General features: G+C 60.8%; 26 protein-coding genes. 12 read left to right on the forward strand and 14 right to left on the reverse strand.

Annotated elements, in window-relative coordinates; all coding sequences use genetic code 11:
• Positions 1-44: 44 nt before the first annotated feature.
• Positions 45-1,004, reverse strand: a complete 960-nt coding sequence (locus RRH01S_RS23805) for a glycosyltransferase family 2 protein (protein ID WP_034515979.1) — start codon at positions 1,002-1,004, stop codon at positions 45-47.
• 119 nt (positions 1,005-1,123) lie between these two features.
• Between RRH01S_RS23805 and RRH01S_RS23810 the strand changes: the two genes are divergently transcribed.
• Positions 1,124-2,611: a lipopolysaccharide biosynthesis protein gene (locus RRH01S_RS23810; RefSeq protein ID WP_007691918.1), complete on the forward strand. Its 1,488-nt coding sequence runs from the start codon at positions 1,124-1,126 to the stop codon at positions 2,609-2,611.
• Positions 2,612-2,722: 111 nt separating this feature from the next.
• Here RRH01S_RS23810 and RRH01S_RS34500 read toward each other — a convergent pair whose 3' ends face one another.
• A complete protein-coding gene (locus RRH01S_RS34500; RefSeq protein WP_153510383.1) occupies positions 2,723-2,899 on the reverse strand; it encodes a hypothetical protein in 177 nt (58 codons plus the stop codon).
• Positions 2,900-3,043: 144 nt separating this feature from the next.
• Here RRH01S_RS34500 and RRH01S_RS23815 point away from each other — a divergent pair, with 144 nt between their 5' ends.
• From RRH01S_RS23815 to RRH01S_RS23850, 8 genes are all read left to right on the forward strand, one after another.
• On the forward strand, positions 3,044-4,117 hold the full coding sequence (locus tag RRH01S_RS23815; protein ID WP_007691920.1) for an acyltransferase family protein: 1,074 nt from the start codon (positions 3,044-3,046) through the stop codon (positions 4,115-4,117).
• 3 nt (positions 4,118-4,120) lie between these two features.
• Positions 4,121-4,924 (forward strand): endo-1,3-1,4-beta-glycanase ExoK, encoded by an 804-nt coding sequence (gene exoK / locus RRH01S_RS23820; RefSeq protein ID WP_042474427.1) that lies wholly within the window; start codon positions 4,121-4,123, stop codon positions 4,922-4,924.
• A gap of 64 nt (positions 4,925-4,988) precedes the next feature.
• Positions 4,989-6,197 carry a glycosyltransferase family protein gene (locus tag RRH01S_RS23825; protein WP_034515977.1) on the forward strand — a complete coding sequence of 403 codons (1,209 nt, stop codon included), beginning with the start codon at positions 4,989-4,991 and terminating at the stop codon, positions 6,195-6,197.
• Positions 6,194-7,192 carry a glycosyltransferase family 2 protein gene (locus RRH01S_RS23830; protein ID WP_015917863.1) on the forward strand — a complete coding sequence of 333 codons (999 nt, stop codon included), beginning with the start codon at positions 6,194-6,196 and terminating at the stop codon, positions 7,190-7,192. Before RRH01S_RS23825 ends, RRH01S_RS23830 begins: the two co-directional genes overlap by 4 nt.
• The gene (locus RRH01S_RS23835; protein WP_034515976.1) at positions 7,189-8,130 is read left to right on the forward strand and encodes a glycosyltransferase family 2 protein; all 942 of its coding nucleotides are present in this window, start codon (positions 7,189-7,191) and stop codon (positions 8,128-8,130) included. The genes RRH01S_RS23830 and RRH01S_RS23835 overlap by 4 nt, the downstream gene beginning before the upstream one ends.
• Positions 8,127-9,176, forward strand: a complete 1,050-nt coding sequence (locus RRH01S_RS23840; protein WP_034515975.1) for a glycosyltransferase family 2 protein — start codon at positions 8,127-8,129, stop codon at positions 9,174-9,176. The genes RRH01S_RS23835 and RRH01S_RS23840 overlap by 4 nt, the downstream gene beginning before the upstream one ends.
• Positions 9,177-9,180: 4 nt before the next feature.
• Complete coding sequence (locus RRH01S_RS23845) at positions 9,181-10,086, forward strand: UTP--glucose-1-phosphate uridylyltransferase (RefSeq protein ID WP_042474430.1); 906 nt, start codon at positions 9,181-9,183, stop codon at positions 10,084-10,086.
• Between the two features lie 83 nt (positions 10,087-10,169).
• The gene (locus RRH01S_RS23850; protein WP_034515973.1) at positions 10,170-12,521 is read left to right on the forward strand and encodes a polysaccharide biosynthesis tyrosine autokinase; all 2,352 of its coding nucleotides are present in this window, start codon (positions 10,170-10,172) and stop codon (positions 12,519-12,521) included.
• Between the two features lie 6 nt (positions 12,522-12,527).
• On the opposite strand, the gene RRH01S_RS23855 is transcribed toward RRH01S_RS23850, so the two are convergent.
• From RRH01S_RS23855 to RRH01S_RS23875, 5 genes are all read right to left on the reverse strand, one after another.
• The gene (locus RRH01S_RS23855; protein ID WP_042474436.1) at positions 12,528-13,415 is read right to left on the reverse strand and encodes a DMT family transporter; all 888 of its coding nucleotides are present in this window, start codon (positions 13,413-13,415) and stop codon (positions 12,528-12,530) included.
• 128 nt (positions 13,416-13,543) lie between these two features.
• A complete protein-coding gene (locus RRH01S_RS23860; RefSeq protein WP_034515971.1) occupies positions 13,544-14,104 on the reverse strand; it encodes an NADPH-dependent FMN reductase in 561 nt (186 codons plus the stop codon).
• Between the two features lie 81 nt (positions 14,105-14,185).
• Positions 14,186-15,412, reverse strand: coding sequence for an NAD(P)/FAD-dependent oxidoreductase (locus RRH01S_RS23865; RefSeq protein WP_042474439.1), 1,227 nt, complete (start codon positions 15,410-15,412; stop codon positions 14,186-14,188).
• 10 nt (positions 15,413-15,422) lie between these two features.
• Entirely contained in the window at positions 15,423-15,737 is a 315-nt protein-coding gene (locus tag RRH01S_RS23870; protein ID WP_007691942.1) for a MocE family 2Fe-2S type ferredoxin, read from the reverse strand.
• A 31-nt stretch (positions 15,738-15,768) separates the two neighbouring features.
• On the reverse strand, positions 15,769-16,854 hold the full coding sequence (locus RRH01S_RS23875; RefSeq protein ID WP_015917870.1) for a fatty acid desaturase family protein: 1,086 nt from the start codon (positions 16,852-16,854) through the stop codon (positions 15,769-15,771).
• A 153-nt stretch (positions 16,855-17,007) separates the two neighbouring features.
• Here RRH01S_RS23875 and RRH01S_RS23880 point away from each other — a divergent pair, with 153 nt between their 5' ends.
• Both RRH01S_RS23880 and RRH01S_RS23885 read left to right on the forward strand, forming a co-directional pair.
• A complete protein-coding gene (locus RRH01S_RS23880; RefSeq protein ID WP_042474442.1) occupies positions 17,008-18,036 on the forward strand; it encodes a LacI family DNA-binding transcriptional regulator in 1,029 nt (342 codons plus the stop codon).
• Positions 18,037-18,195: 159 nt separating this feature from the next.
• Positions 18,196-19,008, forward strand: coding sequence for a TIM barrel protein (locus tag RRH01S_RS23885; RefSeq protein ID WP_042474444.1), 813 nt, complete (start codon positions 18,196-18,198; stop codon positions 19,006-19,008).
• A gap of 36 nt (positions 19,009-19,044) precedes the next feature.
• On the opposite strand, the gene nikR is transcribed toward RRH01S_RS23885, so the two are convergent.
• The 3 genes from nikR to RRH01S_RS23900 form a co-directional block, all read right to left on the reverse strand.
• Complete coding sequence (gene nikR / locus RRH01S_RS23890; RefSeq protein WP_007695061.1) at positions 19,045-19,482, reverse strand: nickel-responsive transcriptional regulator NikR; 438 nt, start codon at positions 19,480-19,482, stop codon at positions 19,045-19,047.
• Between the two features lie 71 nt (positions 19,483-19,553).
• On the reverse strand, positions 19,554-20,312 hold the full coding sequence (cobM, locus tag RRH01S_RS23895; protein ID WP_042474447.1) for a precorrin-4 C(11)-methyltransferase: 759 nt from the start codon (positions 20,310-20,312) through the stop codon (positions 19,554-19,556).
• Between the two features lie 16 nt (positions 20,313-20,328).
• A complete protein-coding gene (locus tag RRH01S_RS23900; RefSeq protein ID WP_042474452.1) occupies positions 20,329-21,555 on the reverse strand; it encodes a bifunctional cobalt-precorrin-7 (C(5))-methyltransferase/cobalt-precorrin-6B (C(15))-methyltransferase in 1,227 nt (408 codons plus the stop codon).
• Between RRH01S_RS23900 and RRH01S_RS23905 the strand changes: the two genes are divergently transcribed.
• On the forward strand, positions 21,554-22,324 hold the full coding sequence (locus RRH01S_RS23905; RefSeq protein ID WP_034515962.1) for a cobalt-precorrin-6A reductase: 771 nt from the start codon (positions 21,554-21,556) through the stop codon (positions 22,322-22,324). The genes RRH01S_RS23900 and RRH01S_RS23905 overlap by 2 nt on opposite strands.
• Here RRH01S_RS23905 and RRH01S_RS23910 read toward each other — a convergent pair.
• Genes RRH01S_RS23910 through cobG form a run of 4 tightly spaced genes read right to left on the reverse strand, consistent with a single transcriptional unit; the run spans position 22,288 to position 25,737 of the window.
• On the reverse strand, positions 22,288-23,052 hold the full coding sequence (locus RRH01S_RS23910; protein ID WP_042474456.1) for a precorrin-3B C(17)-methyltransferase: 765 nt from the start codon (positions 23,050-23,052) through the stop codon (positions 22,288-22,290). The two genes, RRH01S_RS23905 and RRH01S_RS23910, sit on opposite strands and share 37 nt — an antisense overlap.
• Positions 23,049-23,786, reverse strand: coding sequence for a precorrin-2 C(20)-methyltransferase (locus RRH01S_RS23915; protein ID WP_034515960.1), 738 nt, complete (start codon positions 23,784-23,786; stop codon positions 23,049-23,051). Before RRH01S_RS23915 ends, RRH01S_RS23910 begins: the two co-directional genes overlap by 4 nt.
• A complete protein-coding gene (locus RRH01S_RS23920) occupies positions 23,783-24,415 on the reverse strand; it encodes a precorrin-8X methylmutase (protein ID WP_042474461.1) in 633 nt (210 codons plus the stop codon). Before RRH01S_RS23920 ends, RRH01S_RS23915 begins: the two co-directional genes overlap by 4 nt.
• Positions 24,416-24,417: 2 nt before the next feature.
• Entirely contained in the window at positions 24,418-25,737 is a 1,320-nt protein-coding gene (gene cobG, locus RRH01S_RS23925) for a precorrin-3B synthase (protein ID WP_042474463.1), read from the reverse strand.
• Positions 25,738-25,755: the final 18 nt, after the last annotated feature.

The raw sequence follows: 25,755 nt of genomic DNA on the forward strand, positions 1-25,755 counted from the left end.
TGGCTCTAGAATGTGGCATGAACAGCTTTGCTGCAGTGCGAAAACTAGGGCGTAAACTTGCCCGCGGCAAGCCGCATCGCACTTTGCAATATGCCCGGGTCACGCCATGCCCATTTTGCAAGTAGCCCAAGTTGTGGCAATCGGCGACGGCGCAACTGTCGGGCCTGGCTCCACAGCGCCTGCTGACGAGCGCGGTTTTTGTAGGCACGAATGGTCTCGATGTCCTGCGGCCGCCGCAAAAACCGCTCTTCCAGCGTGTTGAGCGCCGTCCAGGTATTGAATTGCTGGCGCAGGAACTGTGGGGAATCATTGTCGATGCTGTGAAAGATGTTCATGCCTTCGCCACGCAGGGCTCCGGCGTCTTCGCAAAGCAGCACTCGCTTGGCCGCCAAAATGCAGTCGCAGAAAAACAGCAGATCCTCGGCCGCCAGCCGCAGTGCGGCTTCGAAGCGGATTTTTTCAAACAGCGGTCGGCCGATCACCATGCAGGAAAGGTGCAGGAAGCCCCAGTCCTTCAGCATCTCGCTGGCGATATTCGGGATTTCGATGACCGCGGGTGTATCGGAGAGACGCACGGCATTGGGCAATTTCGCCAGCTCTTCCATGCCGAAATGATAGGAAAACCCCTCGCCGCCGCTGATCGAGTCCCAATAGCAATCGGCATCGTGGCGCGTCAGCGCCTCAAAAGCGTTGCTCAGATGCTCCGGCGCCCATTCGTCATCGGAATCGAGAAAGGCGACGAAGCGGCTTGCGGCCGGCACGTTATCGAGGCCAGTATTGCGCGCGCCGCCCGGGCCGGCATTGGCTTGGCGGATGACAGTAACGCGTGCGCGCTCGTGGTCTCCGAGCGATTGAAGTTCACTTTCCGCCGAAAGCGGCGACTCATCATCGACGACAAGGATATCGAAATCCTGAAACACCTGCCTAGATATCGACCTCAATGCGCGCTGCAGAATGCCTGTCTGTTTCTGGTAGAAGGGAATAACAATCGTAATTGACGCCATTTTTTCGCCTTACGTTTTTCAACAAAGAGTTTGCGACCTCCTCCCAGGGTCGCGGCCATGCATTTTTTCGACAATCTCCATCGCTGATTACAGCCGCTCCCAAGAGATAGGATGTCGCAATGACCTCAACAGTTAGTGTCCGTTCGATAACGAACAATGTCGGATGGAGCGTTTTATCGAAGACAAGTACATTTGGATTGAAATTTGTGACCGTGCCGATCCTGGCGCGCATCCTCACGCCTGAGGAATTCGGTGTCGTCGCCGTGGCACTGACGGTGGTGCAATTTCTCTCCATGATCGGCGGCGCCGGGCTCACCTCTTCTCTCGTTATCCAGGAGAAGGAGGACATGCTGACCATTCACTCGGTCTTCTGGGTAAATCTGGCCGTATCGACGCTGATGGCCGTGGTTCTCTTCGTATTCGCCGATTTCTTCGCAGCATTGTTGGGCGCCAAAGAGGCAGCCCACCTGTTGCGCATCATGGCCTTCATGATCCCCATCCAGCTTGCCGCCGATGTCGCCTATTCGATCCTGGCGCGGCGGATGAATTTCAGCAAGGATGCGGTCTGGAGCATGATTTCGGAGTCCTCCGGCGCGCTGGTCGCTGTCGGCCTGGCCTGGTTCGGATTTGGTGTCTGGTCGCTCGTTGCCCAGCTTTTCGTCTCCGGTACCGTGCGCCTTGTCGGCCTCTACGCCGTCTCCGGCTACTTCCCCCGGTTCGCCTTCTCCTTCAGCCGCATCAAGGGGCTGACGAAGTTCTCCTTCGGCATGATGGGCTCGGAAATCGCCAATTTCGTCACCTTCCAGTCGCCGATGGTGATCATCGCCCGCTATCTTGGCCTAGCCGATGCCGGCGCCTATTCCGCCGGCAACCGCTTTGCCAGCATCCCAAACCAGGTCGTGCTCTCGGCGGTCATGGGCGTCTTGTTTCCGGCTTTCAGCCACATGATGCATGACCGCAAGCGCCGCTCGGACGCGCTGATGCTGAGCACGCAGGTCACAACGGTGCTTCTGGCGCCGATGATGTTCGGGCTGTGGGCCATCGCTGAGCCGGCCATGTTGGTGCTGTTCGGACAGAAATGGGCCTATGCCTGGCCGGTGCTCGGACTGCTGGCGCTCTCCAAGGCGATCCTGACGCCCTGCAGCACCTTCATTCCGTATTTGAAGGGTGTCGGCCGTGGCAATGTCCTGTTCTGGTCGGCTGTCGTGCGCGCCATCGTCACCACCGCCGCCGTCGCCTACGGGGCAATGACCGGTGATCTGATCAACGCCATGGTCTGGCTCTGCATCGTCAGCGTTATCACCTTGATCTTCTATTCTTGGGCGGTTTTCCGTGCCGATGGCACGCCGTTTTTCCAGGGCCTCTATGTCAGCAACCGGCCGATGATCACTGCGCTTATCATGGCGCTCATCGTTCGCTTCATGCTGGATCATCTGAAGGTGGCGATGCCGAGTGCAGTCCTGCAGATCATCGTGGGCTCGGTGGTAGGCGGCGCAATCTACCTCGTTTTCGTTCTGCTGACGGAGAGAGCGCTTGTGCGCAAAATCCTGGAACTCGTTCGTTCACGCAGAATGCCAAAGGCAGAAGCTCAACCTGTAGCTGAATGATTCTGCCGCGTTTTCTTAGAGAACTTGCACCGCTGCCGCATTCTGATCACGTTTGCTCACGGATTCTGTGGCGGTGCAAAAAAATGTTCACCTATTGCGAAAAAAACAACGTCAGCGCATCATCGCGTTAAAGATCGTTTCACGAATTATTTCAGCGTACTTAAATCCTTTTAATACCAGGGACTTCCATAAATATCGCGCACCGGAATCACCTGTTTCATCGCCGTTTTTGCCCCGGATTTGCGGCTGCTGGGGGCCATTCGCTGTTGTTTTTTGCTGCACTGCCATATTTCTTTTCGTGAGATCGCCCTAGGTTATGCGTGTGGGCTCTAGTCTGCTCTGGTTGAAACGGTCGCGAGGGGGGAGCGACCTGGAAAAGGGGTGACGGACATCGTGAATGTGACTGCCAACGTGTCTTCGCGGATAAATCTCATGCGTATCGTGCTCATCTCGGGCATCATATTTGTGCATATCCCATTCGATACGGATTCCAGCCCGTTCAACGGTGCATATGGGCTCTTCGATTGGTTCCGGGTCTTCCTGCGCGATAGTCTCTTTCGCGTCGGCGTTCCCTGCCTCAGCGCCATTTCCGGCTATCTTCTTTTCCGTCACGGCACGGCAAAGCTCGACTATGCCAAGACAGTTCGCCGCAAGGCGAAGACCGTTCTCCTGCCCTTCCTCTTGTGGAACAGCGCTTTCTTCCTGTTCGTGCTCGCCCTGCAATACTTCGGCATCGGCGACGGTTTTCTGCCTGATCTTTCGAGCGCCAGCCCGCGTACGCTGTCGACGCTGCTTTTCGCCATCGAGGGCACACCGATCAACTTGCCCCTCTATTTCCTGCGCGATCTCTTCGTCTGCATCCTGCTGTCGCCATTGCTGGCGATGCTGATCAGCCGTTTTCCACTGTCGACCCTAGTGGGCTTGCTGCTACTGGCGGCGTTGCCGATCCCGCTCGGCATCGTGCTTCGAAATTCGATCCTCTTCAGCTTCGGCTTCGGCATCTATCTCAGCCTCTACCGTGTCGACCTGACGATCATCGACCGGTATGCCGAAGTGATCGGGCCGGCCTTCGTCGCCCTGGCTGCAATGTTGGCCACGGCCGCCTACCTCACCGGCCCCAAGCTTCCACTGTGGCTCGAAATAGGCCGCAACCTCATGGTGATCATTGGCATTCCCGGTTTCTGGGCGCTGTCGGCAATCTTCATCAGGAGCCGGCTCGGCCAAAGCCTGGCGGGAACCGGCGGCCTGAGCTTCTGGGTGTTCTGTGCCCATTACCCGCTGCTGTTCTGCCTCTGGGTCCTCTGGAACCGCGGCGGCAGCGAGATCTATCCGATCTTCTATCTCCTGGCCTCCGCCATCACACTGATGGTGCTGCCCCTGACCAACGGCCTGGCGCGTTCCGCCCTGCCGGCCATCTACAACCTGTTGACTGGTAGCCGCACACGGTCGCGTGCGGAGACCCCGGCGATCGCCGAACGTCGGCAGGCGACTTCAGAGCAAAGGTGACACATGACGAAAAAGACCGCCCATGCGCGCAAACTTAGCCTTGTTTCACTGGCCATCTTGAGCGCCGGCTTAGTTCCCACGGTGGTTTCCGCACAGGAGGACCGGCCGAACGGCACCTCCTTCGTCGACAATTTCGACAGGATCGACAGCAGCCGCTGGTATATTTCCGATGGCTGGAACAACGGCCCGCACCAGAACTGCACATGGTCGAAAAAGCAGGTCAGCCGCCAAGACGGCATGCTGCAGCTTCAATTCACCCAGGGTAAGACCGGTGAGCGCGACTATGCCTGCGGCGAGATCCAGACCACCAAGCGTTTTGGCTACGGCACCTATGAGGCAAGCTACCGTACCGCCAGCGGCCCCGGTCTCAACTCAGCGTTCTTCACCTATATCGGTCCGACCGACAAAAGACCGCATGACGAGATCGATTTCGAGGTTCTCGGCAAGAATGCGGGGCAGGTCCAGGTCAATCAGTACATCGCCGCCAAAGGCGGCAACGAGAAGCTGGTTCCGGTCCCCGGCGGCGCCGATCAGGGCTTCAACGACTATGCCTTCGTCTGGGAGAAGAATCGGCTCCGCTATTATGTGAACAGCCAGCTGGTCCAGGACGTTACCGACCCTTCGAAGATACCAACGCATGCTCAGAAGATCTTTTTCAGCCTCTGGGGCACTGACACGCTGAGCGGCTGGATGGGCAAGTTCGCCTATGGCGGCAGCCCGGCAACCATGCAGATCAAGCGCGTCGCCTTCACCGCGGAAGGCGACAAGTGCCAGTTCCCGGAATCGATCGCCTGCAAGCTGAACTGAACCGATCCGGCTGCGAAACAAACGAAACGCCTGGCTTCGACCGGGCACGAAAACGGAAGTCTGAATGCTGCATATTCTCTACTTCGTCCACGATCTTGCCGACCCCGCCGTCCGCCGGCGGGTGTTGATGCTGCAGGCGGGCGGAGCACGAGTGACATTGGCGGGCTTCCGGCGTGACGACAACGCGCTAGCAGCCGTGCACGGTATCGAGCCGATCGAGCTCGGACGGACGCGCGACGCACAATTCACGCATCGCATCGCGGCCGTTGCCAAGTCCGCGCTGAAATTGCGCGGCTCGTTGCGTTCGATCCAGAAGCCGGACGTCATCATCGGCCGCAATCTTGAAATGCTGGCCTTGGCCAATCGGGCGAGATCGATCTTCGGCGGCGATATGCCCGTTGTCTACGAGTGTCTCGACATCCACCGGCTGCTGCTGCGCAAGGACACGCTTGGCGCCGCCCTTCGAGGAGTGGAGCGTCATTTCGGAGCGGACGCCGCATTGCTGCTGACCAGTTCGCCTGCCTTCGTCGAGCGTTATTTCCGCCCTCGCTCCGGCCTCGATCTGCCGATCGTCCTTCTGGAGAACAAGGTTCTGGCGCTCGATGGCCTTGACGATACGGTCGCTCCCTCCCCCCGGTTACCGGCCAAGGACCAGCCCTGGAAGATCGGCTGGTTCGGCGCGCTTCGCTGCCGTAAATCGCTGGCGCTGCTCGACGAATTTTCGCGCCGAATGGACGGACGTTTCGAGATCATCCTGCGCGGCCGGCCGGCCTATTCGGAGTTCGACGACTTCGATGGCATCGTGCGCGACGCGCCTTTCATGCATTTTGGCGGCCCCTACAAGAACCCGGAGGACCTCGCGACCATCTATGGCGAGGTACAGTTCTCCTGGGCGATCGACTTCTTCGAAGAAGGGCTGAATTCGAGCTGGCTGCTGCCGAACCGGCTTTACGAAGGCGGCCTTTACGGCGCCGTGCCGATCGCGATGGACGGAACCGAGACTTCACGCTTCCTGGCGAGCCGAAAAATCGGTCTGACGCTCGACAAGGCGAACCCCGCGCATCTCGTAACGCTCATGAGCGACATGAACGAGGACCGCTATCTCGCCGCCTTCGAAGCCGTGGCCGCGCAGGACCGCCGGCAATGGATGACCGATCGCGCCGATTGCCAGGGACTGGTGCAGCGGCTCGCGTCCCTGACCCGCACCAATGAGCAAACCGCCGAATTACAGGCACTCCCACAACTGCATCGCAATAGAGGTGGATTGCAATGAAAACTGGAGACCCCAAGCATATGCGTTGCCTGATCGTCATCCCCTGCCTCAATGAAGAAAAGCATATCGAGCCGCTGATCGCCAAGCTCGGTGGTGCTCTGGACGAGCTTGACGCCAGGATCGTTGTTGCCGATGGCGGCAGCACGGACAGGACGCGGGAGATCGTCAGCGAGATTGCCGGGGCCGATCCGCGCGTGCTCCTGCTCGACAACCCGAAGCGGCTGCAGAGCGCTGCGATCAATCTCGCCGTCGAAACCTTCGGCAACGAGTACGACTATCTCATTCGCATCGATGCCCACGGCGACTACCCCGCCGATTATTGCCAAAGACTGGTCGAAGAGGCCGACGCGACCGAAGCGGATTCAGTCGTCGTCGCCATGCGTACCCAGGGTTTCAGCGCCTTCCAAAAGGCGACGGCGGTGGCGCAGAACTCCAAGCTCGGCAATGGCGGCTCGAAGCATCGCGAGGGCGCCAAGGGGCATTGGGCCGATCATGGCCACCATGCGTTGATGCGCGTCCCCGCCTTCCGCGCCGTCGGCGGCTATGACGAGACCTTCAGCCATAACGAAGATGCCGAGCTCGACTACCGGCTGCGCAAGGCCGGTTATCGCATCTGGCTCACCGACAAGACGACGATGACCTATTATCCGCGCGCCAGCATTCCGACGCTGTTCCGGCAATATCTCGGCTACGGCCGCGGCCGTGCACGCAACATTCTCAAGCATCGCAGCATGCCGAGCGTTCGCCAGATGCTGCCGCTGGCCGTGGTGCCGATCTTCATTGGCGCTTTCCTCGCCATCCTCAACTGGATCGCGGTCATTCCCATCGGCCTGTGGGCCTTTGCCTGCATTGCCTATGGTTTCTGGATCGCGCTTGGTCAGAAGAACCCATACGGACCGCTTGCCGCCATATCCGCCATGGTCATGCATTTCGCCTGGTCGATGGGCTTCTGGCTGGAAGTCCTGAAGTTCCGCGGACGCAAGGTGGTGTCATGACGCAAAGCCTTGAAAGCCCACGCGTGAGGATCGATATCGCCGTGTGCACCTATCGTCGCGCCGAGCTGGACCAGACCCTGCTGTCGCTGGCAGTCTTGACCGTGCCGACCGGCGCCCTCGTTCGCATTATCGTTGCCGACAACGACGTGACGCCGAGCGCGCAAGATCGCGTCGATGCCATGCGCGCGGCCTTGCCCTTCGAGATTGCCTATGTGCATTGCCCGGCTTCGAATATTTCCATCGCCCGCAACGCCTGCCTGGAACACGCAACCGGCGATTTCGTCGCCTTCATCGATGACGATGAGACTGCTTCTGAGGGTTGGCTGACGGAATTGCTGGTGACCGCGGATACGACCGGGGCCGATGCGGTTCTCGGCCCGGTGCGAGCCGTCTATCCGAACGTCGCACCCAGCTGGATGCGTCGGGGCGATTTCCATTCGACCCTGCCTGTCTGGGTCGCGGGCGATATCCGCACCGGCTATACCTGCAACGTGCTTTTGCGGCGCAAGGCACCTTCGCTTGCCGGTCGTCGCTTCAACCTTGCGCTTGGACGCAGTGGCGGCGAGGACACGGAATTTTTCGCCCACATGCACCAGGCGGGTGGGCGCATCGCCTTTGCCGAGGATGCCCTGGTCTATGAGCCCGTGCCGAGCGGGCGCGCCAAGCTGTCGTGGCTTTCGAAGCGGCGCTACCGCATGGGGCAGACGCATGGGCGGATGCTTCTGGAGGGAGCGGCAGGCCTCGGCCGCTGGAAGGCAATCGCGCTTGCCGGCACCAAGTCCGCCTACTGCTTCGCCGCCGCCGCGCTTCTTTCTCCTTTGCCGATACAGCGTCATCGCTACGGCCTGCGCGGCATCATGCATGCGGGCGCCGTCAGCGGCCTGTTCGGCGTTCGCGAAATCGAACAATACGGAAATCTGGAGAAAGCGCCGCAATGACGGATTTCATCCCTGATGTCAGTTTCGTCATCGCAGCCTATAACGCCGAGGATACGCTGGAGCGCGCCATCGACAGCGCGCTGGCGCAGGGAGCGGTCAGCATGGAGGTCATCGTCGTCGATGATTGCTCCAGCGACAGCACCCCGGACATCGTCGGCAACCACCCCGACCCTCGCGTGCGCCTCGTCGCCATGCCCCGCAACGGTGGCCCAGGTGCCGCGCGCAACGCCGGACTGGATGCGGCGCGCGGCCGCTGGGTGGCCGTGCTCGACTCCGACGATGCACTCCGCCCGGACCGCATGGCGCGGCTGATCGCTCGGGCCGACAAGGCCGAGGCACAGATCGTGATCGACAATCTCGATGTCATCCGGGGCGAGAACGAGGCCGTGGGCGCCATGTTCCCCGAAGCCATGCTTGCGCGCATGCCGCTGCTGACGCTCGCGAAATTCATCACATCGAACATGATTTTCCAGTCCGAGCATAATCTCGGCTACACAAAGCCGGTCTTCGAGCGCGCCTTCCTGGAAAAGCACCGCCTGCGTTTTGAGGAAACCCTCCGGATCGGCGAGGACTACATCTTTCTCGCCTCGGCCCTGGCCAGGGGCGGCGTCTGCGCGGTCGAGCCAACGGCAGGCTATCTCTACTATATCCGCGACGGGTCGATCTCGCGGGTGCTGAAACAACAGCATGTCGAAGCCATGATCGCCGCCGATGCCAAGTTTTTTGCCGAACATCCTTTTGGTGCCGCCGCCCTCGCCGCACAGCGACGACGGACGCGGAACCTGAAGGACGTATTGTCCTTCCTGATGCTGATCGACAGCCTCAAGGATGGCGCCCTACCGACCGCGCTGAAGATTGCATGCCGCAATCCACGCGCGGTTCGCCACCTGCGCATGCCGATTGCAGCTCGCTTTCGTCGTCTCGCCGCCTCTCTTCGGGGTCGTGGCGAAACAACCGTCCTCACCGGCGGTGAAGTGGCTGCGGCCCCGCAAATCTCCTCCTCCCTCCCCAGTTTGGGCGCAGGCCCTCACTCTAACAAAGGATAGAGCCATGGACCGTAAGCTTCCTGTGAGAAAAGCAGTCATTCCGGTTGCCGGCAACGGAACCCGTTTCCTGCCCGCCACAAAGGCAATGCCGAAGGAAATGCTGACGATCGTCGATCGTCCGGTGGTGCAGTATGCCGTCGATGAAGCCATCGAAGCCGGCATCGAGCACATCGTTTTCGTCACCAGCCGCAACAAGACGTCGATCGAAGACCACTTCGACGACACGCCGGAGCTGATTTCCTCGCTGAACAGGGCAGGCAAGACGAAACAGGTGTCCGAACTGGAGCGCCTTCTGCCGCGCGCCGGCTCCGTCAGCTTCACCCGCCAGCAGTCACCGCTCGGTCTCGGCCATGCCGTCTGGTGCGCCCGCGATGTGATCGGCAACGAACCCTTCGCGCTGCTTTTGCCTGACATGGTCTGCCATGGCGTGCGCGGCTGCACCGCCGGGTTGATGGATCTCTATAACGAAGTCGGCGGCAATGTCGTCGGTGTCGAGGAATGCTCACCTGAAGAAACGTCGAGCTACGGCATTATCGGCAGGGGAGCGCCGGTTCGCCATGGCTTCGGCGTGACAAAAATGGTTGAAAAGCCGCATCCTTCGGAGGCGCCTTCCAACTTTTACCTTAATGGTCGCTATATTCTGCAGCCTGAAATCTTCGATATTCTGGCCCGGCAAGAGCGCGGTGCCGGTAACGAGATCCAACTCACCGACGGCATGCTGCGCCTGTCTGAAGCACAGGGGTTCCATGCTCAGGCCTATAATGGACGGACTTACGATTGCGGATCGAAGCAAGGCTTCATCGAGGCGAACGTCGCCTTCGCGCTCGCGCGTGCCGATATTGGCGGTCTCGTCTATGACTCGATCCGAAGCCTGGTTCTCTCGCACGAAGCGCAGATGAACGCAGCTTAAAGCAAATCACTTCCGCCTGCGGCTCTGGCGGCCGCAGGCCCCGAGCCGTCATTCAATTAGGCTTCTCCGACAAGGTGGTCGCCATGCATCAGAAAAATTTCACTTTCCACAGCGCTACCCCCAAAGCGGAGGAGCAGGATGGCTTCATTGACCTTGATCGCCTGATGGCGGTGGTGATCCGCCGCATCCGCACCATCATGCTCGGCGTGGCCGTCTTCGTTGGGCTGGCGATCGCCTATCTGCTCTTCGCCACCCCAAGCTATACGTCGGCGACGCAGATATTGCTCGATGAAACCATGACCAAATACGCGGAGGACCAGCCACCGCCGACCAGCAGCCAGCAGGCTGACATGGATATCGCCAGCGCCGTCGAGATCCTGAAATCCAACGAGATGGCATTGCGGGTGGTCGACACGGCCGGTCTCATCGACAATGACGCGTTCGTCAATCCGCCGCAGTCGCCAGTCGCTTTGATCAAATCCGGCGTGAAGCTGATTGCCAGCGTCTTCAAGCCCGCCAAGCCCCCCTTGACGCCTGCGGAAGCCCGTGAGGCGAAACGTCAGCTTATCGCAGCCATGCTGCAGGACGCTCTCAAGGTCGAGCGCGTCACCCGCAGTTCCGTCGTTCTGGTATCCTTCAGCTCGACCGATCCGCTGCTGGCGGCAAAAATCACCAGCGCCTATGCCGACTCCTATCTGACCGACCAGCTCAACGCCAATTTCGATGCGACCGAGCGCGCATCCGTCTGGCTGCAGGAACGGCTGAACGATCTGCGCCAGCGCGCGCAAATGGCATCGCTCGAAGTTGAGAAGTACAAGGCCGAGAACGGCTTGACCTCGACCGGTGGCGAGCTGATGTCGGAACAGCAGATCTCCGATCTGAACAAGCAGTTGATCATCGCCCAGGCCGACACAGCCAGTGCTTCCGCCCGCTATAATCAGTACAAGTCGATCATCGACCAGGGACCGGACAATGCGGTGAAGAACGCGACGATCTCGTCCAGCCAGTCCGGCAACAGCGTCCTGCAGGACCTGAAGACCCGCTATCTTGCCGTACAGAAGCGCGAGCAGGACGTAACTCAGAATTTCGGCGCCGACCATCCGCAGGCCGTGGCTTTGAAGGCGGAGCGCCAGGACATTACCCGTCAGATCTATGAGGAACTCCAGCAACTGACGGCGAGCTACAAGAATGAATTTGATGTGGCGCAATCGCGCGCGACATCGCTGCGTGGCAGCATCGAGGGCATGGTCGGCAAGAACTCCGAAGCCAACAAATCCCTCGTGCAGCTGAACGAGCTGAACCAGAAGGCGACGGCGCTGAAGACGCTGTACGAATCCTATCTGGGCCGCTTCGAAGCCGCAGCACAGCAACGGTCCTTCCCGATCGCCAAGGCGCGCGTGATATCCGCGGCTGGCGTTCCGACTGCGCCGTCAAGCCCGAAAAAGACGCTCGTCATGGCGCTTTCGATCATTCTCGGCTTGATGGCCGGCGGTGGCTTTGCCGCATTCCAGGAATTCCGGGATCGCTTCTTCCGCGTCGAAGCCGATGTGCGCGCAGCACTCGGGCTCAAATTCCTGGGCTACCTGCCGCTGCTTGGCCAACAGGGCTTCCCGAAGAAGAAGAACAAGCGCAAGGCCGGTCCGGTGCCGGCAATGGCAACGGCAACTGCCGACGAGGGCGAAAACGGTGTTGCCTTCGAACGCATCATGCGTGTCTCCGTCGAGGCGCCGCGTTCGATGTTCGCCGAGACCTTGCGAAACGCCAAGCTTGCCAGCGATGTCATGCTGCAGGGACGTGCGGATCGGGTGATCGGCGTCGTCTCGGCACTGCCGGGCGAAGGCAAGTCAACGACGGCCGCCAATTTCGCGGCCCTGCTCGCCAGCAGCGGCAAGCGGACGCTGCTGATCGACGCCGACTTGCGTAATCCGGGCTTGAGCCGGACACTGAAGACGCCACCGCAGGTCGGCCTTATCGAAGCCGCTCTCGGCGAAGTCCCCTGGGCAAGCGCCGTCAAGGTCGATCCGCGTACCAAGCTTGCCATCCTGCCGGTGGTCATACGTGACCATCTGCTCCACACCAGCGAGCTTCTATCCTCGCAGGGCATGATGACGCTGATGGAAAACGCACGGAAGATGTTCGACTATATCGTCGTCGACCTTGCGCCGCTTGGACCTGTCATCGACGCCAAGGCGTTCGCGCCGCAGGTGGACGCCTTCCTGCTCGTTGCCGAATGGGGTGCTACACCGACCAGCCTTGTCAGGGACTTGCTGGAACAGGAGCCGCAGATCAACTCGCGCGTCCTCGGCGTTATCCTCAACAAGACCGACATGTCGGAACTGGCACGCTATAGCGAATTCGGCGCCACCGAACGCTACCGGCAGAAGTATGTCAGCTACTACACCGAAGACCATCCGAAGACTCAGGTAGAGGCGTAAAAGCCTCTACCGACCAGCGCTCTTCGACCGTGACTTGGCCAGGGCATTTTCACGCCAGATCGTGAAGATGCCCGCGCCAACGACAATGACGGCGCCGACGATCATATTGATGCCGAGCGTCTCGCCGAAGATCGTAACACCGATGATGGCGGAGAAGACGAGCTGCAGATAGGTAAGCGGCTGGATCACCACCGCGTCGAGAAGATCATAAGCGCGGATGAGGAAATAGTGGCTCGTCATGCCGGTAAGGCAAAGCAGGCCCATGAAGACCCAGTCGGACGGCAGAAGCGGCGTCCAGAAAAATGGTCCGACAGTGCTCATCGCGACCGCCCCCACAACTCCGGTATAAAAGAAGCTCGTCATCGACGAATCCACCCGGCTGACATAGCGGGTGATGACGACATAGAGCGAAAACACCAGGGCACCCGCCAACGGCACCAGGAAGCGGATGTCGAAAAAGCCGCTTTCGGGCTTCAGGATCAACAGCACCCCGACAAAGCCGACAGAGATCGCCAGCCAGCGCCGCCAGCCGACCTTCTCGCCGAGGATCGGCACCGACAGCAGCGCCACGATCAACGGACCGGACGAGAAGATCGCCTGCGAATGTGCAAGGCCGACCATGACGAAGGACGAAATGGCGATGACGATCTGCAAGGCGAGCAGCAGCCCGCGAACGACCTGCAGGCCGGGCCCTTTGGTATGGACAGCCGCGCGCAATCCACCCGGCGAGCGCGCCGCAAGCGCGATCGCAAACAGCATGAAGCCCCAATAGCGGATCATCGCCACGAAGAGCGGCGGATAGGCGCTGACCAGATGTTTGGAGATGCCGTCCTGTATGGCGAAAATACTGATCGCTAACAGCGTGAAGACATAACCGGCAGTGTTGGATTTCATTTCGGCTCAAAGGAAGATTATATGCGGCCCCGGAAGCGCCGGCTTGCTCGACGCTGGCAATGACAATAGGCCATTCGACCTTTCAATCATAGGCTTTGGAAATGGTCTCCACGCACGAAATGCGCGGATCAGGTGTTTTTCGTGCCCTCGACAAAAGCGGCAAATCCCTCGATGAAAGCGGCGAGGTTATGCTTCACTTTCTCATCGATGATTTTACCCTCCGCATCGAAAACGCTGCCGGCGCGCGAGACCATCAACCGCCCACCGAACCAGGGATTGGTGCCAAGCGTTCGCAGCACCGGCAGCCATGCATTCTGGCTGAGGATCGTCCCGAAATTGCCGGGCGAGGCACCGAGGATGGCGACAGGCTTTGCCTTGAAAATGCGGGCGATATCGTCCGACGGACGACTCATCCAGTCGATGGCATTCTTGAAGACGCCGGGAAGCGAATTGTTGTATTCCGGCGTGAACAGAATCAAGCCGTCAGCGGCGGCCGCCAGTTCCTTCAGCTCGGTCACCTTCTCCGGAATGCCTTCGGCCGTCTCGAGATCAGCATCGTAAAGTGGCACGCCATGGATTGTCGCAGCCATGAACTCGACACCCGCCGGCGCCAGTTCGACAGCGGCATGCAGCAGCGCCGTGTTGAAGGAGCCCTTGCGGAGGCTACCCGATATGCCGAGAATCTTCATGGTATCCCCCTGATGATTGCATGGAGAGAGTTTGCCGTTCCAAGCCGTTCGTCAAGGGTAGTCCGGGTGCTTGGGTTCGGGTCAGGCGGCCAGAAGCGATTTCAGTTTGACATGGCACGCCGTCAGCGCCTCGGGGTCGGGTTGGGCGCGGGCAGCGATCAGCATTTCGGCAAGGCGGATATCGCGGGCGACGGCGTTGCCATGGCCGATGCCGCTGGCCGCAAGAAGCCGCCCGGTATCGTCGAGATGAAAGAGGATGAAGGCCCCGTCGGAGAGATCGCGCCTGAGCATTCGCGTCGCCCCGTCGGCAAGGCCGGCGATCTGCAAGGTCAGATCATATTGATCGGACCAGAACCACGGCACGGCGGAAATGCCGTTCCCTTCGCCGAGCATGTTGCCCGCGGCCAGCGTTCCCTGTTCCTGCGCATTGCGCCAGGACTCCAGCCGCACCCGCCGCCCACCATAAAGCACCAGCGGGAAAGAGCAGCAATCTCCGGCCGCAAAGATATCGGCTTCGGACGTCTCCAGCCACTCGTTGACGGCGATGCCATTGTCGATCGCAAGGCCCGCTTTTTCCGCCAGCGCAACATTCGGCAGGGCGCCGATGCCGACCAGGACGAGATCGGCGGAGATGATCTCGTCGCTCCCCAGGCGAATGACCACACTATCCGCCCCCTCCTCGATAGCGACAATGGTCTCGCCGCAACGAATAACGACGCCTTCTCGCCGATGGCGCCCTGCTATGACCTCGGCAATCTCTGCCGGTACGCCTCGCTTCAGGACGCGCGGCAGGCCCTCGATGACAGTAACCTCCGCGCCAAGCTTGCGCGCCGTGGCCGCCAGCTCGAGCCCGATGAAGCCGCCACCGATGATGGCGATGTGCTGGCCGGGATGAAGGGCTGCTCGTAAGGCGCAAGCGTCGGTGTGGGTGCGAAGCACGCGGATACGTTCGCCGGTTCTCGCAACACTGGGAAATGCGCGTGCAGAGGCTCCGGTTGCCAACAGTAACTTATCGTAGCCAAGCTTTTCTTCGCCGGCGAGCGTGATCGCCTTGGCAGTCGGATCGATGTCGATCACATCAATGCGCAGCCGCAAGTCGATGCGCTGTTCCGTATAACGCTCCAATGTCGCCACGAACTTCGGTTCGGCTGCATGGGCAAGCCCTTCCTTCGAGAGCGGCGGGCGTTCATAGGGGGCGACCGGCTCGGCTCCGATCAGGGTGATGTCGCCCTCAAAGCCCTTCTCCCTCAGCGCAAAGGCGGCGCGCGCGCCGCATTCCCCTGCCCCGACGATGACGAAATGCGGCATGGCTTTCTCCTTATACCGCAATGAAGACGGTGCCGTCTTCGACCTTGACCGGATAGGTCTTGAGGTTGACGCAGACGGGGGCGCCCTTGGCCTCGCCGGTCCGGTAATCGAAACGGCCGTTGTGCTTCGGACATTCGATGATGTTGTCCATAACCAACCCGTCGGCGAGATGGATCTGCTCGTGTGTGCAGAGACCATCGGTCGCGAAGTAGTCATCGTCCGGACTGCGATAAATGGCGAAGGTCCGTCCGCCATGGTCGAAGCGCATCACATCTTCCTCGTCTATCGCATCGGCTGCGCAGACCTCGATCCAGTTGCCGCTCATTCTTGCCTCCCTGTTTGCTTCTTTTTGCCGGTTATTGTGCCGCTTCAGGCAACGCGCTGTGAAATTCTTCCCGATATGGCCGCGCCGTCGATGGCAGCTCGCGCTTCAGGAAATAATCCTCATTGCGAAGCTGCCGGAGAAAGGCCGGGATCATCTCGCGATAACCCGACCACATGGACGGATTGGGCTGCGGCAGGTCGTGCTTGATCATCGCATGCAGCTTCGGCAGTGCATGGTAGGGCACCATCGGGAACATGTGATGCTCGACATGGTAGTTCATGTTCCAATAGATGAAGCGGCTGATCGGGTTCATCAGCACCGTGCGGCTGTTCAGCCGGTGATCGATGACATTGTCGGCAAGGCCGCCATGCTGTAGCAGGCCGGTCAGTACATGATGCCAGGCGCCATAGAGCCGCGGCAGTCCGATCAGCACCAGCGGCAGGATCGAGCCCATATAAAGAGCCGCGACAATCGTCACGAGATAGATGACAGTCCAGATGCGGGCGATACGGATCGCCTTCGGCTGCTCCTGTTCGGGAATGAAGGTCTTTTCCTCGGCGCTAACGATACCGGCTGCATTGCGGATCATATCCAGCATGCCGTAGGCCGCATCGAGAATGCCGAAGAAATTCAGGATCAGGCGCAGGAGATCCGGCGGCCGCATGACGGCGATTTCCGGATCACGGCCGACGATGACCGTATCGGTGTGGTGGCGCGTATGGCTCCAGCGCCAGGTCACCGGATTGCGCATGATCATGAAGCAGGCGATCTGATAGACCGCGTCGTTCATCCAGCGGGTCTTGAAAGCCGTGCCGTGACCGCATTCGTGCCAACGGCTGTCGGAGGCCGAGCCGTAGAGCACGCCGTAAGCCAGAAAAAAGGGAACCGAGAGCCACGAGCCCCAGAAATAGATACCAAGCCCGGCGAAGATCGCCATGCTGCCCAGCCAGATGGTCGTGTCGCGAATGGCGGCCTTGTCGGAGCGCTGCATCAGCGCCTTCATCTCCTTGCGGGGGATCTCCGTGTGATACCACTCCGCCGCCGCCAGCCCGGTTTCGACGGCCCGCTTGCCGCTCGGGCCAAGCAAACTGTAATCGCGTTTGATTGTCTCAGTCATCTCTTCCTCCTGCGATACGCAAAAACAGCGCGCCGCACCTCATGTCGAGAAGGATAGGCCTAGTTTTTTCTTGCCTCAATGCAGGAATGATGGAATCTATCAAAAGCAATCATTCTAGCATTTCATTATTGATAGAACACCTCAGGAGCCGATATGCGCCGCCCCACCATCTCCGACCTCGCAAAAGCATCCGGTGTGAGCGTCGCGACGATCGATCGCGTACTCAACGGGCGGCATCGCGTCCGAGAGGAAACGGCCCGGCGCGTCTATGAGGCTGCACAATCGATCGGCTATCATGCGGTGGGCCTGCTACGGCAGCGCGTTTTCGAGGACCTGCCGCAATACCGGCTGGGCTTCCTGCTGCAAAAACCGTCGCAGCCTTTCTATCAGGCCTTCGCCAAAGAGATTACGGCGACGACACAGACAGTCGCCACCGCACGCATCCATGCGCAGGTCGATTTTGTCGCTGCATCCACACCGACGGCGATCGTCGAGAAGCTGAAAGCCATAGCTGCGCGGACCCAGGCCGTTGCGCTTGTCGCACCCGATTATCCAGCGGTAACCACCGCAATCGAGGAACTGAAGGAAAAGGGGATTCCCGTCTTTTCGCTCCTATCCGACTTCGCGACGGGCGTGCGCGAAACCTATATCGGCGTCGACAATCGCAAAGTCGGGCGCACGGCAGCCTGGACCATCGCCAAGTCGGCGGATCGCCCAGGCAAGGTCGCCTGTTTTGTCGGCAGCCATCGCTTTCACGGCCATGAACTGCGCGAGATCGGCTTTCGCTCCTATTTTCGAGAGAATGCGCCTGATTTCGAGGTGCTGGATACGCTGATCAATCTCGACACCGCAGAAATCACCCATGAGGCAACACTGAATCTCTTGCAGAAACATCCCGATCTCATCGGTTTCTATGTTTGCGGAGGCGGCATGGAGGGCGCGATTTCCGCCATCCGTGAGGAAGGGCTTGCCGGTAAGCTGGTCGTCGTCGTCAACGAACTGACGCCGGAATCGAAGGCGGCGCTTGCGGATGATGTCGTCACCATGGTGATCGGTACGCCACTCCCCTCGCTCTGCAAAGAGCTGTTTAGCCTGATGATCGGCGCTATCGAGCGCGGCGAGGCGGCCATGCCGGGGCAATCCTTCCTGCCCTTCGACATTTTCATCTCGGAAAACATCTAGCCGAAAATGATGGAATCTCCTCATTGCACGGATATTTCTATCATCAATGATGGCCGATGCTCGCGCTCGGCGATAGATCGGCCGCGCGATTCTGGGTAGTCATCTGTGGCATGTACGGCCGAGCAAATGTCCCGCCGGCCGACGAGGAGGAATACCCGCATGAGTTCCATTCGCTTCGCGCTCAATCACATGTGCGCGCCATCTCTGTCCCTTGAAGCCTTCTTCTCCGCGGCGAAAAGCCTCGGTATCGACAGCGTCGAAATCCGCAATGACCTCGCCGGCAACGTGATCATCGACGGCACGCCGGCGGCGGCCGTCAAGGCGCTTGCGGCACAGTATGGCTTGACGATCATTTCGATCAACGCGCTGCAGCGCTTCAACGAGTGGAATGAGGTCCGCGCCCAGGAAGCGGCCGAACTTATCGGCTACGCACACGATTGCGGCGCCAAGGCGCTGGTGCTCGTTCCCGTCAATGACGGCAGCGGTCGTGAGCCGGAGGCCCGTCAGCGGAACCTCCTGACAGCATTGACAGCGCTGAAGCCGATGCTGGATGAAGCCGGGATCATCGGCCTGGTCGAGCCGCTCGGTTTCGAAATCTGCTCGCTAAGCTCGAAGACGGAAGCCGCCGCCGCAATCAAATCCCTCGGCGCCCAATCCACCTTCCGTCTCGTCCACGACACTTTCCATCATCACCTTGCCGGCGAAACGGCCACTTTCCCCGAGCTCACCGGCCTGGTGCATATCTCCGGTGTCAGCGATCCCGCCGTCTCCGTTTCCGACATGCTTGATGCACACCGCGTCCTGGTCGATGCCAATGACCGTCTCGACAATGCCGGCCAGATACGGGCGCTGCTGTCCGCCGGTTATGCCGGCCCCTTCTCCTTCGAGCCCTTCGCAGCAGACGTGCATGCGCTGAAGGAGCCTGTGGACGCGCTGAGGCAAAGTATGGCGTATTTGTCCGCGCAGGTCTGATGGCAGCGACGCGAGAGTCCGATCGGATCTCGCCAATCAATCGTGTGAATGTGGCCCATGATCATGTGGGCCATGTTCCGACGGGATGAGATGCAAATTCCCGAAACGCACGCCGCGCTGGGTCACTACGCTATCGGCGAAGGACTTGATTTCGCCGACCGTACCCTTCAACACGGAGACCTCAAGGCAATCGTGCCCGTCGACATGGACGTGCAGTGTCGAAACCGAAAGGTCATGGTGATGATGCTGCGTTGTCGTCAGGCGGCGCGAGAGATCGCGGGTCTCGTGTTCGTAGACATAGGTAAGCGTGGCGTAGCATTTCGTTTCGCTGTCGACGGCTGCCTGTTCGCGGGTGACGGCGTCGCGTACAAGATCGCGCAGCGTTTCCGAGCGGCTGGCATAGCCGCGCTGCTCACTGATCTTGTCGATCGTCTCGAGAAGATCGTCATCGATGGTAATGGTGATGCGCTGCATCTCTTTCCCCTTTTGCGAATACGCCGACTAGAGAAAATTTTAGCAGGAATTGCAACGGCATCCGCTGCCTGTCATTCCCTGCCCCGAAAGCGGCGTTGATAGGCGGGATCGTAGAGCGAGCTTTCTCGGAAATCGTCGACGGTGAGCGACGGGCCGACGAAGATCAGTGCAGTGCGCTCGATCGGCTCGGCAGCGACCTTGGCCTCGATCGTGGCGAGCGTGCCGCGCAGGATACGCTCGTCCGGCCAGGAGGCCTTGACGACGATCGCGACCGGGCAATCCGCGCCATAAATCGGCGTCAACTCCTCGACCACCTGCCCCAACGCATGGATCGCCAGGTGAATGGCAAGCGTCGAACCCGTAGCGCCGAATTTTTCCAGCGTTTCATTGTTCGGCATCGGCGAGGCCCGGCCGGAAACCCGCGTGAGAACAAGACTTTGCGCAACGGCGGGGATGGTCAGCTCACGCCCGAGCGCAGACGCCGCTGCCGCAAAGGCGGGAACGCCGGGGGTCAGCGTGTAGGGGATGTCGTGTTTTTCCAGACGGCGGATCTGCTCGGCGACAGCGCTCCAGACAGAGAGATCGCCGGAATGCAGGCGCGCAACATCTTGGCCGGATGCCACCGCTTTTAGATATTCAGCCTCGATCTCGTCCAGAGACATCGGCGCGGTGTCGACGATGCGGGCGCCGGGCGGGCAATATTGCAGAAGCTCCGGCGAAACGATCGAGCCGGCATAGAGGCAGACCGGGCACTTGCCGATCAGATCCCTGCCACGCACGGTGATCAGGTCAGCCGCACCCGGTCCTGCTCCGATGAAATGCACCGTCATTCCGTTCCCTCATTTCTCATTCTTTGACCCAGGACCACTGCGTCACCGGCATAGCCGGCCGCCAACCGGTCATGCTGCCGATGGGTGCGGCGCGGGCGATATCTATGCGGATCAGCGAGCCGCCGCGCCGGGCATGTTCGGCAAGCAGGATCGCCTCCATCTCGGTCGTCACCGCATTGGCGACGAGCCGCCCACCCTTCCTCAAGCCGCCAATGGCCGCTTCCATGACGCCGGCGTTGCTGCCGCCGCCGCCAATGAAGATCGCATCAGGCGTGGGCAATCCGGCAAGCGCATGCGGCGCCTGTCCCTCAACGACGGAAAGCCCCGGCACACCGAAGCTTGCTGCATTGTGGCGGACGCGGGCGGCACGGTCGCTGGAGGTTTCGATGGCGATGGCGCGCATCGAGGGATCGGCGAGCATCCATTCGATGGCGATCGAGCCCGAGCCAGCACCAATATCCCAGAGCAATTCACCCCGACGCGGCGCAAGCGCCGAGAGGGTCATCGCCCGGATTTCCCGCTTGGTGATCTGGCCATCATGCTCAAACAGTCGGTCGTCAAGCCCGGTGGCGAGCGGCAGGATGCGCGCGCCGTCACTGGTGACGACATCGATGCCGCAAACGTTCAAATCATTGATGTCGGAAAGCGCGAAATCTGCAGCTTTCTGCGTAGACACACGCTCACTCGGACCGCCCAGAGCTTCAAGAACCGTCAGCTTCGATTGACCGAACCCGTTTTGCTGCAGCAGGTACGCAAGATCCGCCGGTCCCTGCCCATCTGAGGTCAGGGCCAAGATCTTGCGGCCCGTATGCAGATGCGGACGGATAAGGTCGAGCGGTCGACCATGCAGCGAGAGGATAGTGACATCCTGCAACGGCCAACCTAGACGCGAGGCGGCAAGGCTGAAAGAAGACGCTGCCGGGATGACTGTCATTTCCGAGACGGGGATATGTCGCGAAAGTGTCGCGCCGACGCCGTAGAAAAAGGGATCGCCAGAGGCGAGGATGACGGTCGGCTTTCCGCGCAAGGCCAGCACTGCCTCGACCGATTTTTCGAAGGGGCTCAGCCAGGCATGCGCCTCGCCCTTGATCAAAGGCCGCATGAGGTCGATATGCCGCGCACCGCCAAAGACGACGCGAGCCGATGCAATCAGCCGCTTGGCTTCGTCGCCAAGCCCGGCTGGACCGTCTTCGCCGATGCCGATAAGAGTGAGCCAGCGTTGAGCGGAAGGTATCTCAGACATGGGCGGAACCCGCATTCTGATCTTGGGTGGCACGACGGAAGCTCGCCGGCTGGCGCAGGCGCTGGCATCTCGCGCCGATCTCGATGTCATCCTGTCGCTGGCGGGGCGAACCGCCGATCCGGCTCCGCAGCCGGTTCCCGTTCGCACCGGCGGCTTCGGCGGTGCCGAGGGTCTCGCCCGCTACTTGAAGGATGAGGCCATCGATCTGCTGATCGACGCAACCCATCCCTTCGCCGCCCGCATTTCCGCCAATGCCGTCGATGCCGCCGGTCGCAGCGGCATTGCTGCCTTCTCGCTCCGTCGACCCGACTGGTTGCCGGTCGAGGGCGATCGCTGGCACCCGGTGCGAAGCGTTGCCGAGGCGATTGCGGCGCTCGGTCCTTCTCCCCGCCGCGTCTTCCTGGCGATCGGCCGGCAAGAGGCCCATCATGCCAATGCCGCGCCCATTCATCATTATTGGGTGCGCAGCGTCGATCCGGTCGAGCCGGTTCTGACAGCGCCTGATGTTACCTATATCCACGCCAAGGGTCCGTTCCGCCTGGAAGACGAACTGGCGATGCTGCGGGAATACCGCATCGATGCGGTTGTCGCCAAGAACAGCGGTGGCGATGCCACCTATGCGAAGATCGAGGCTGCGCGGCAATTGGGTATCGAGGTGATCATGGTCGAGCGCGCGCAGGCCACCGGCTTGCCGGCTGTCGAAACTGTCGAGGCTGCGCTGAACCATATCGATCATCTCGCCTCTTCTTTGATGAAGCGCGGCGTATAGACCAGATCGGGCTTTCCGTCACGAGCGATGACGCGCGTCTCGGCCGAGCCGATGATCACGCAGGTCGCCATATCGGCATATGACGCCTCGGCCGCCGCCAATCTCGCAACCGCGATGCGCTCATCCGGTCGCCCGGCGGCGCGGCCGAAGATGACGGGCGTTGCAGCCGGCAACACCTCGCGCAATATCTCGAAAGCCTTGCCAAGCTGCCAGGGGCGTGCCTTGCTGATCGGATTGTAAAGAGCGATCACCAGTCCCGCCTGTGCGACCGAGCGAAGCCTATTTTCGATGATAGCCCAGGGCTTCAAATTGTCGGACAGCGATATAGCACAGAAATCGTGTCCCAGCGGCGCGCCAATGCGCGCGGCAACGGCGAGCATGGCGGTAATGCCCGGCACGACGACGAGATCGACATCGCGCCACGCGTCCGGCCCATTGTCGATCGCCTCACACACTGCCGCTGCCATGGCAAAAACACCGGGATCGCCGCCGGAGACGACGCAGACATCGGCCCCGGCCGCGGCCCGCTCAAGCGCTGCCTTGGCGCGATCCAGCTCTTCGCGATTGTCGGAGGCATGGCGGATCTGATCCGCGCGCAGCGACAGGCGATCGAGATAGGGGCCATAGCCGAAGAATTCGGTCGCATCACTCGCAGCGGCCAGCGCCTCCGGCGTCATCTGCTCCGGATTGCCGGGACCTGTTCCGATGATCGACAGACGCCCGCTCATGGCTTTCCTTCCCAACCAGGAACGAGGATCAGCGAGAAATAGGGGGCTTCGATATCCGCTCGGCTGGCAAGCGGCGTCATCGCGCCGTTCATCATCGTGCCACGCTCGACATAGATGGCCTCATCGAGCCGTCCAGCCGTCTCGAGCGCACGACGGATTTTCGGCAAGTTACGGCCAACCTTCATGATGACGGCCGCCTGGGTATCGCCAAGACGGCGGGCCAGTTCGCCTTCAGCCATCGTGCCCGGAAGCACGGAAAGCACGTCGTCTCCCTGCACCATCGGCAGCCCGGCGAGCGACCAGCAGCCGGACATGGCCGTCACGCCCGGAATGACTTCCGTCGGAAAACGATCAGCAAGACGCACATGCAGATGCATGTAGGAGCCATAGAAAAGCGGGTCGCCCTCGCTGAGCACCGCGACGGTTTTCCCGTCCCTCAGATGCGCCGCAACGATTTCGGCCGAGGCATCGTAGAAAGTGGTGATCTGGCGATTGTATTCCGGCGTGTCCTTGCCGATTTCCGTCGTCACGGGATAGTAGAGCGGCAGCAGTGTCACGTCTGCTCGCAGCAGATCCTCGACGATCGCGCGGCCATTGCCGCTCCGCCCCTGCTTGGCGAAATAGGCGACGACATCAGCCGCCTCCAATGCCTTCACAGCCTTGACGGTCAAGAGATCCGGATCGCCGGGGCCGGTGCCGACGCCGATCAGCCGGCCGGTGGAATGCGCGTTCATAGGCCGGGCCTCGCCAATGCATTGAGGGCGGCCGCGGTAATAGCGCTGCCGCCAAGCCGGCCACGGACGATGGCATAGGGAACGCCATAGGAATTTTCAGCCAGCGCGTCCTTGGATTCCGCAGCGCCTACGAAGCCGACAGGCATACCGATGATGGCAGCCGGCTTCGGCGCGCCGTCGCGCAGCATTTCAAGCAGGTGGAACAGCGCCGTCGGCGCGTTGCCGATGGCGACGACGGAGCCGGCCAGACGATCGCCCCAAAGATGCATCGCGGCAGCCGAGCGGGTGTTACCGGTCGTCTTCGCCAGCTCCGGCGTGCGCGGATCATGCAGCGTGCAGATCACCTCGTTGGCCGCCGGCAAGCGAGCGCGGGTGACGCCGTGTGCAACCATCTCGGCATCGCAGAAGATCGGCGCGCCACGCGAGAGGGCTCCGCGTGCGGCGGCGACGAAATCGGCTGAGAAGACGAACTGCTCGGATGCCTCGACCAGGCCGCAGGCATGGATCATGCGAACGGCGACATCAGCCTCCGCTTCTGAAAAGCGCGACAGATCAGCCTCGCTGCGGATAATCGCGAAGGAGCGCTCGTAGATCGCATTCCCCTCGCGGATATAATCATAGTCTGGCATTCCTACCCCTGTCGTAGTGCTGTAACGACCGCATCGGCGCCAAGCCGTGTAAGACAGTCCTCCGCCGATTCGCCAGCACCTCTATTATTCCGTACCAGCCGGTTCATCCGCGCGAGTACCGATTTCAGCTCTTGTTTTCCGATGTAGGCCACGGGCTCGCTCGATGCCGACCCATTTACGACAATCCCGTAGCCCGTTGGCGCACCGACAATGGTGAGTGCTGCCTTGCCCGGATGGGCGCAGCCTTTGCGGCAGCCGGAGAGATGCACGGTCAGCGACCCGTCGAGCAAATCCGGTGCCTTGTCGAGCACATCCGCAGCCGCCAATTTCGTGGGATAGAAGGCGGAAGCACAGGCGCCCGCCCCGGAACAGACGTCTATTTGGTTCGACGGATCATCCGCGCGCGTTCGAAAGCCATGCTTGGTCGCTATCAGCTGAATATCCTGAGCCGCTCGGCCATCAAGGCCTAGCACCAGCAGGGCATGCTCCGGCGCGGTCCGTATTTCATTCGCTCCGGCAACTTCAGCAATGTCGAGGAAGTCCAGAATATCTCTGGCATGGATCTGTCCGAAGGATGGGCGGAGACCAAGAACAAGGCTGTTGTCGCGGAGATGATGAATGCCGATCGGCGAAACATGATGGGCGGCGATGCTAGATGCACGATTAGGCATCGAAGGGAACCTCGCCCGCAGGCTGGCCGCGTCGAGATCGCGGCCGCGTGCGTTCGGCCCAAGACGTGCCAGCGTTTTCAGGAGCTCGATAACTGTCGTTACGGATTGCTCAGCAGACAGAGATGCAAGAACCTTCGCTGTCTGCGCCGTTCCGCCTACTGCGAGGCTCCATGCGATAAAATCGCCGTCAGCTCTTGTGGCCGTCAACCTTATATCCGCCGACATCGCATCCAGCGTCAGTCTCCCGCCGCCATCAATGATGATGGTTAGCTTGGGAGCCAATACTGGTTGAGGATCGAGCGCTGCGATCGCCTGACGAAGCCGCATGGCCATGTCTCGCGCATCGGCGACCTCCAGCGGGTCCAGCCCGCTGAGCGGCGGGACCTCGATGGCAACACCACTCTCCGGCACAATACCGGCACGATCGATGTCCGCCGCGAGACCGGCCATGCTGTCGGCAGTCATGCCGCGCAGTTGAAGATTGCCGCGCGCCGTGATCTCGATCAGTCCGTTGCCATGGTTCGCAGCCGCCTCGGCGAGTGCACGAAATTGTGCGATGGTCAGGCCCGGCATTGTCGGGCGCAGGCGCACAAGCAACCCGTCGCCGGTCACCATGGGGGCGCTGAGCGATGGGCAGGCGCCACGGGCCATCGACGGTGCATCCGGAGC

The organism is Rhizobium rhizogenes NBRC 13257, assembly GCF_000696095.1.
GTDB classification, from domain to species: domain Bacteria; phylum Pseudomonadota; class Alphaproteobacteria; order Rhizobiales; family Rhizobiaceae; genus Rhizobium; species Rhizobium rhizogenes.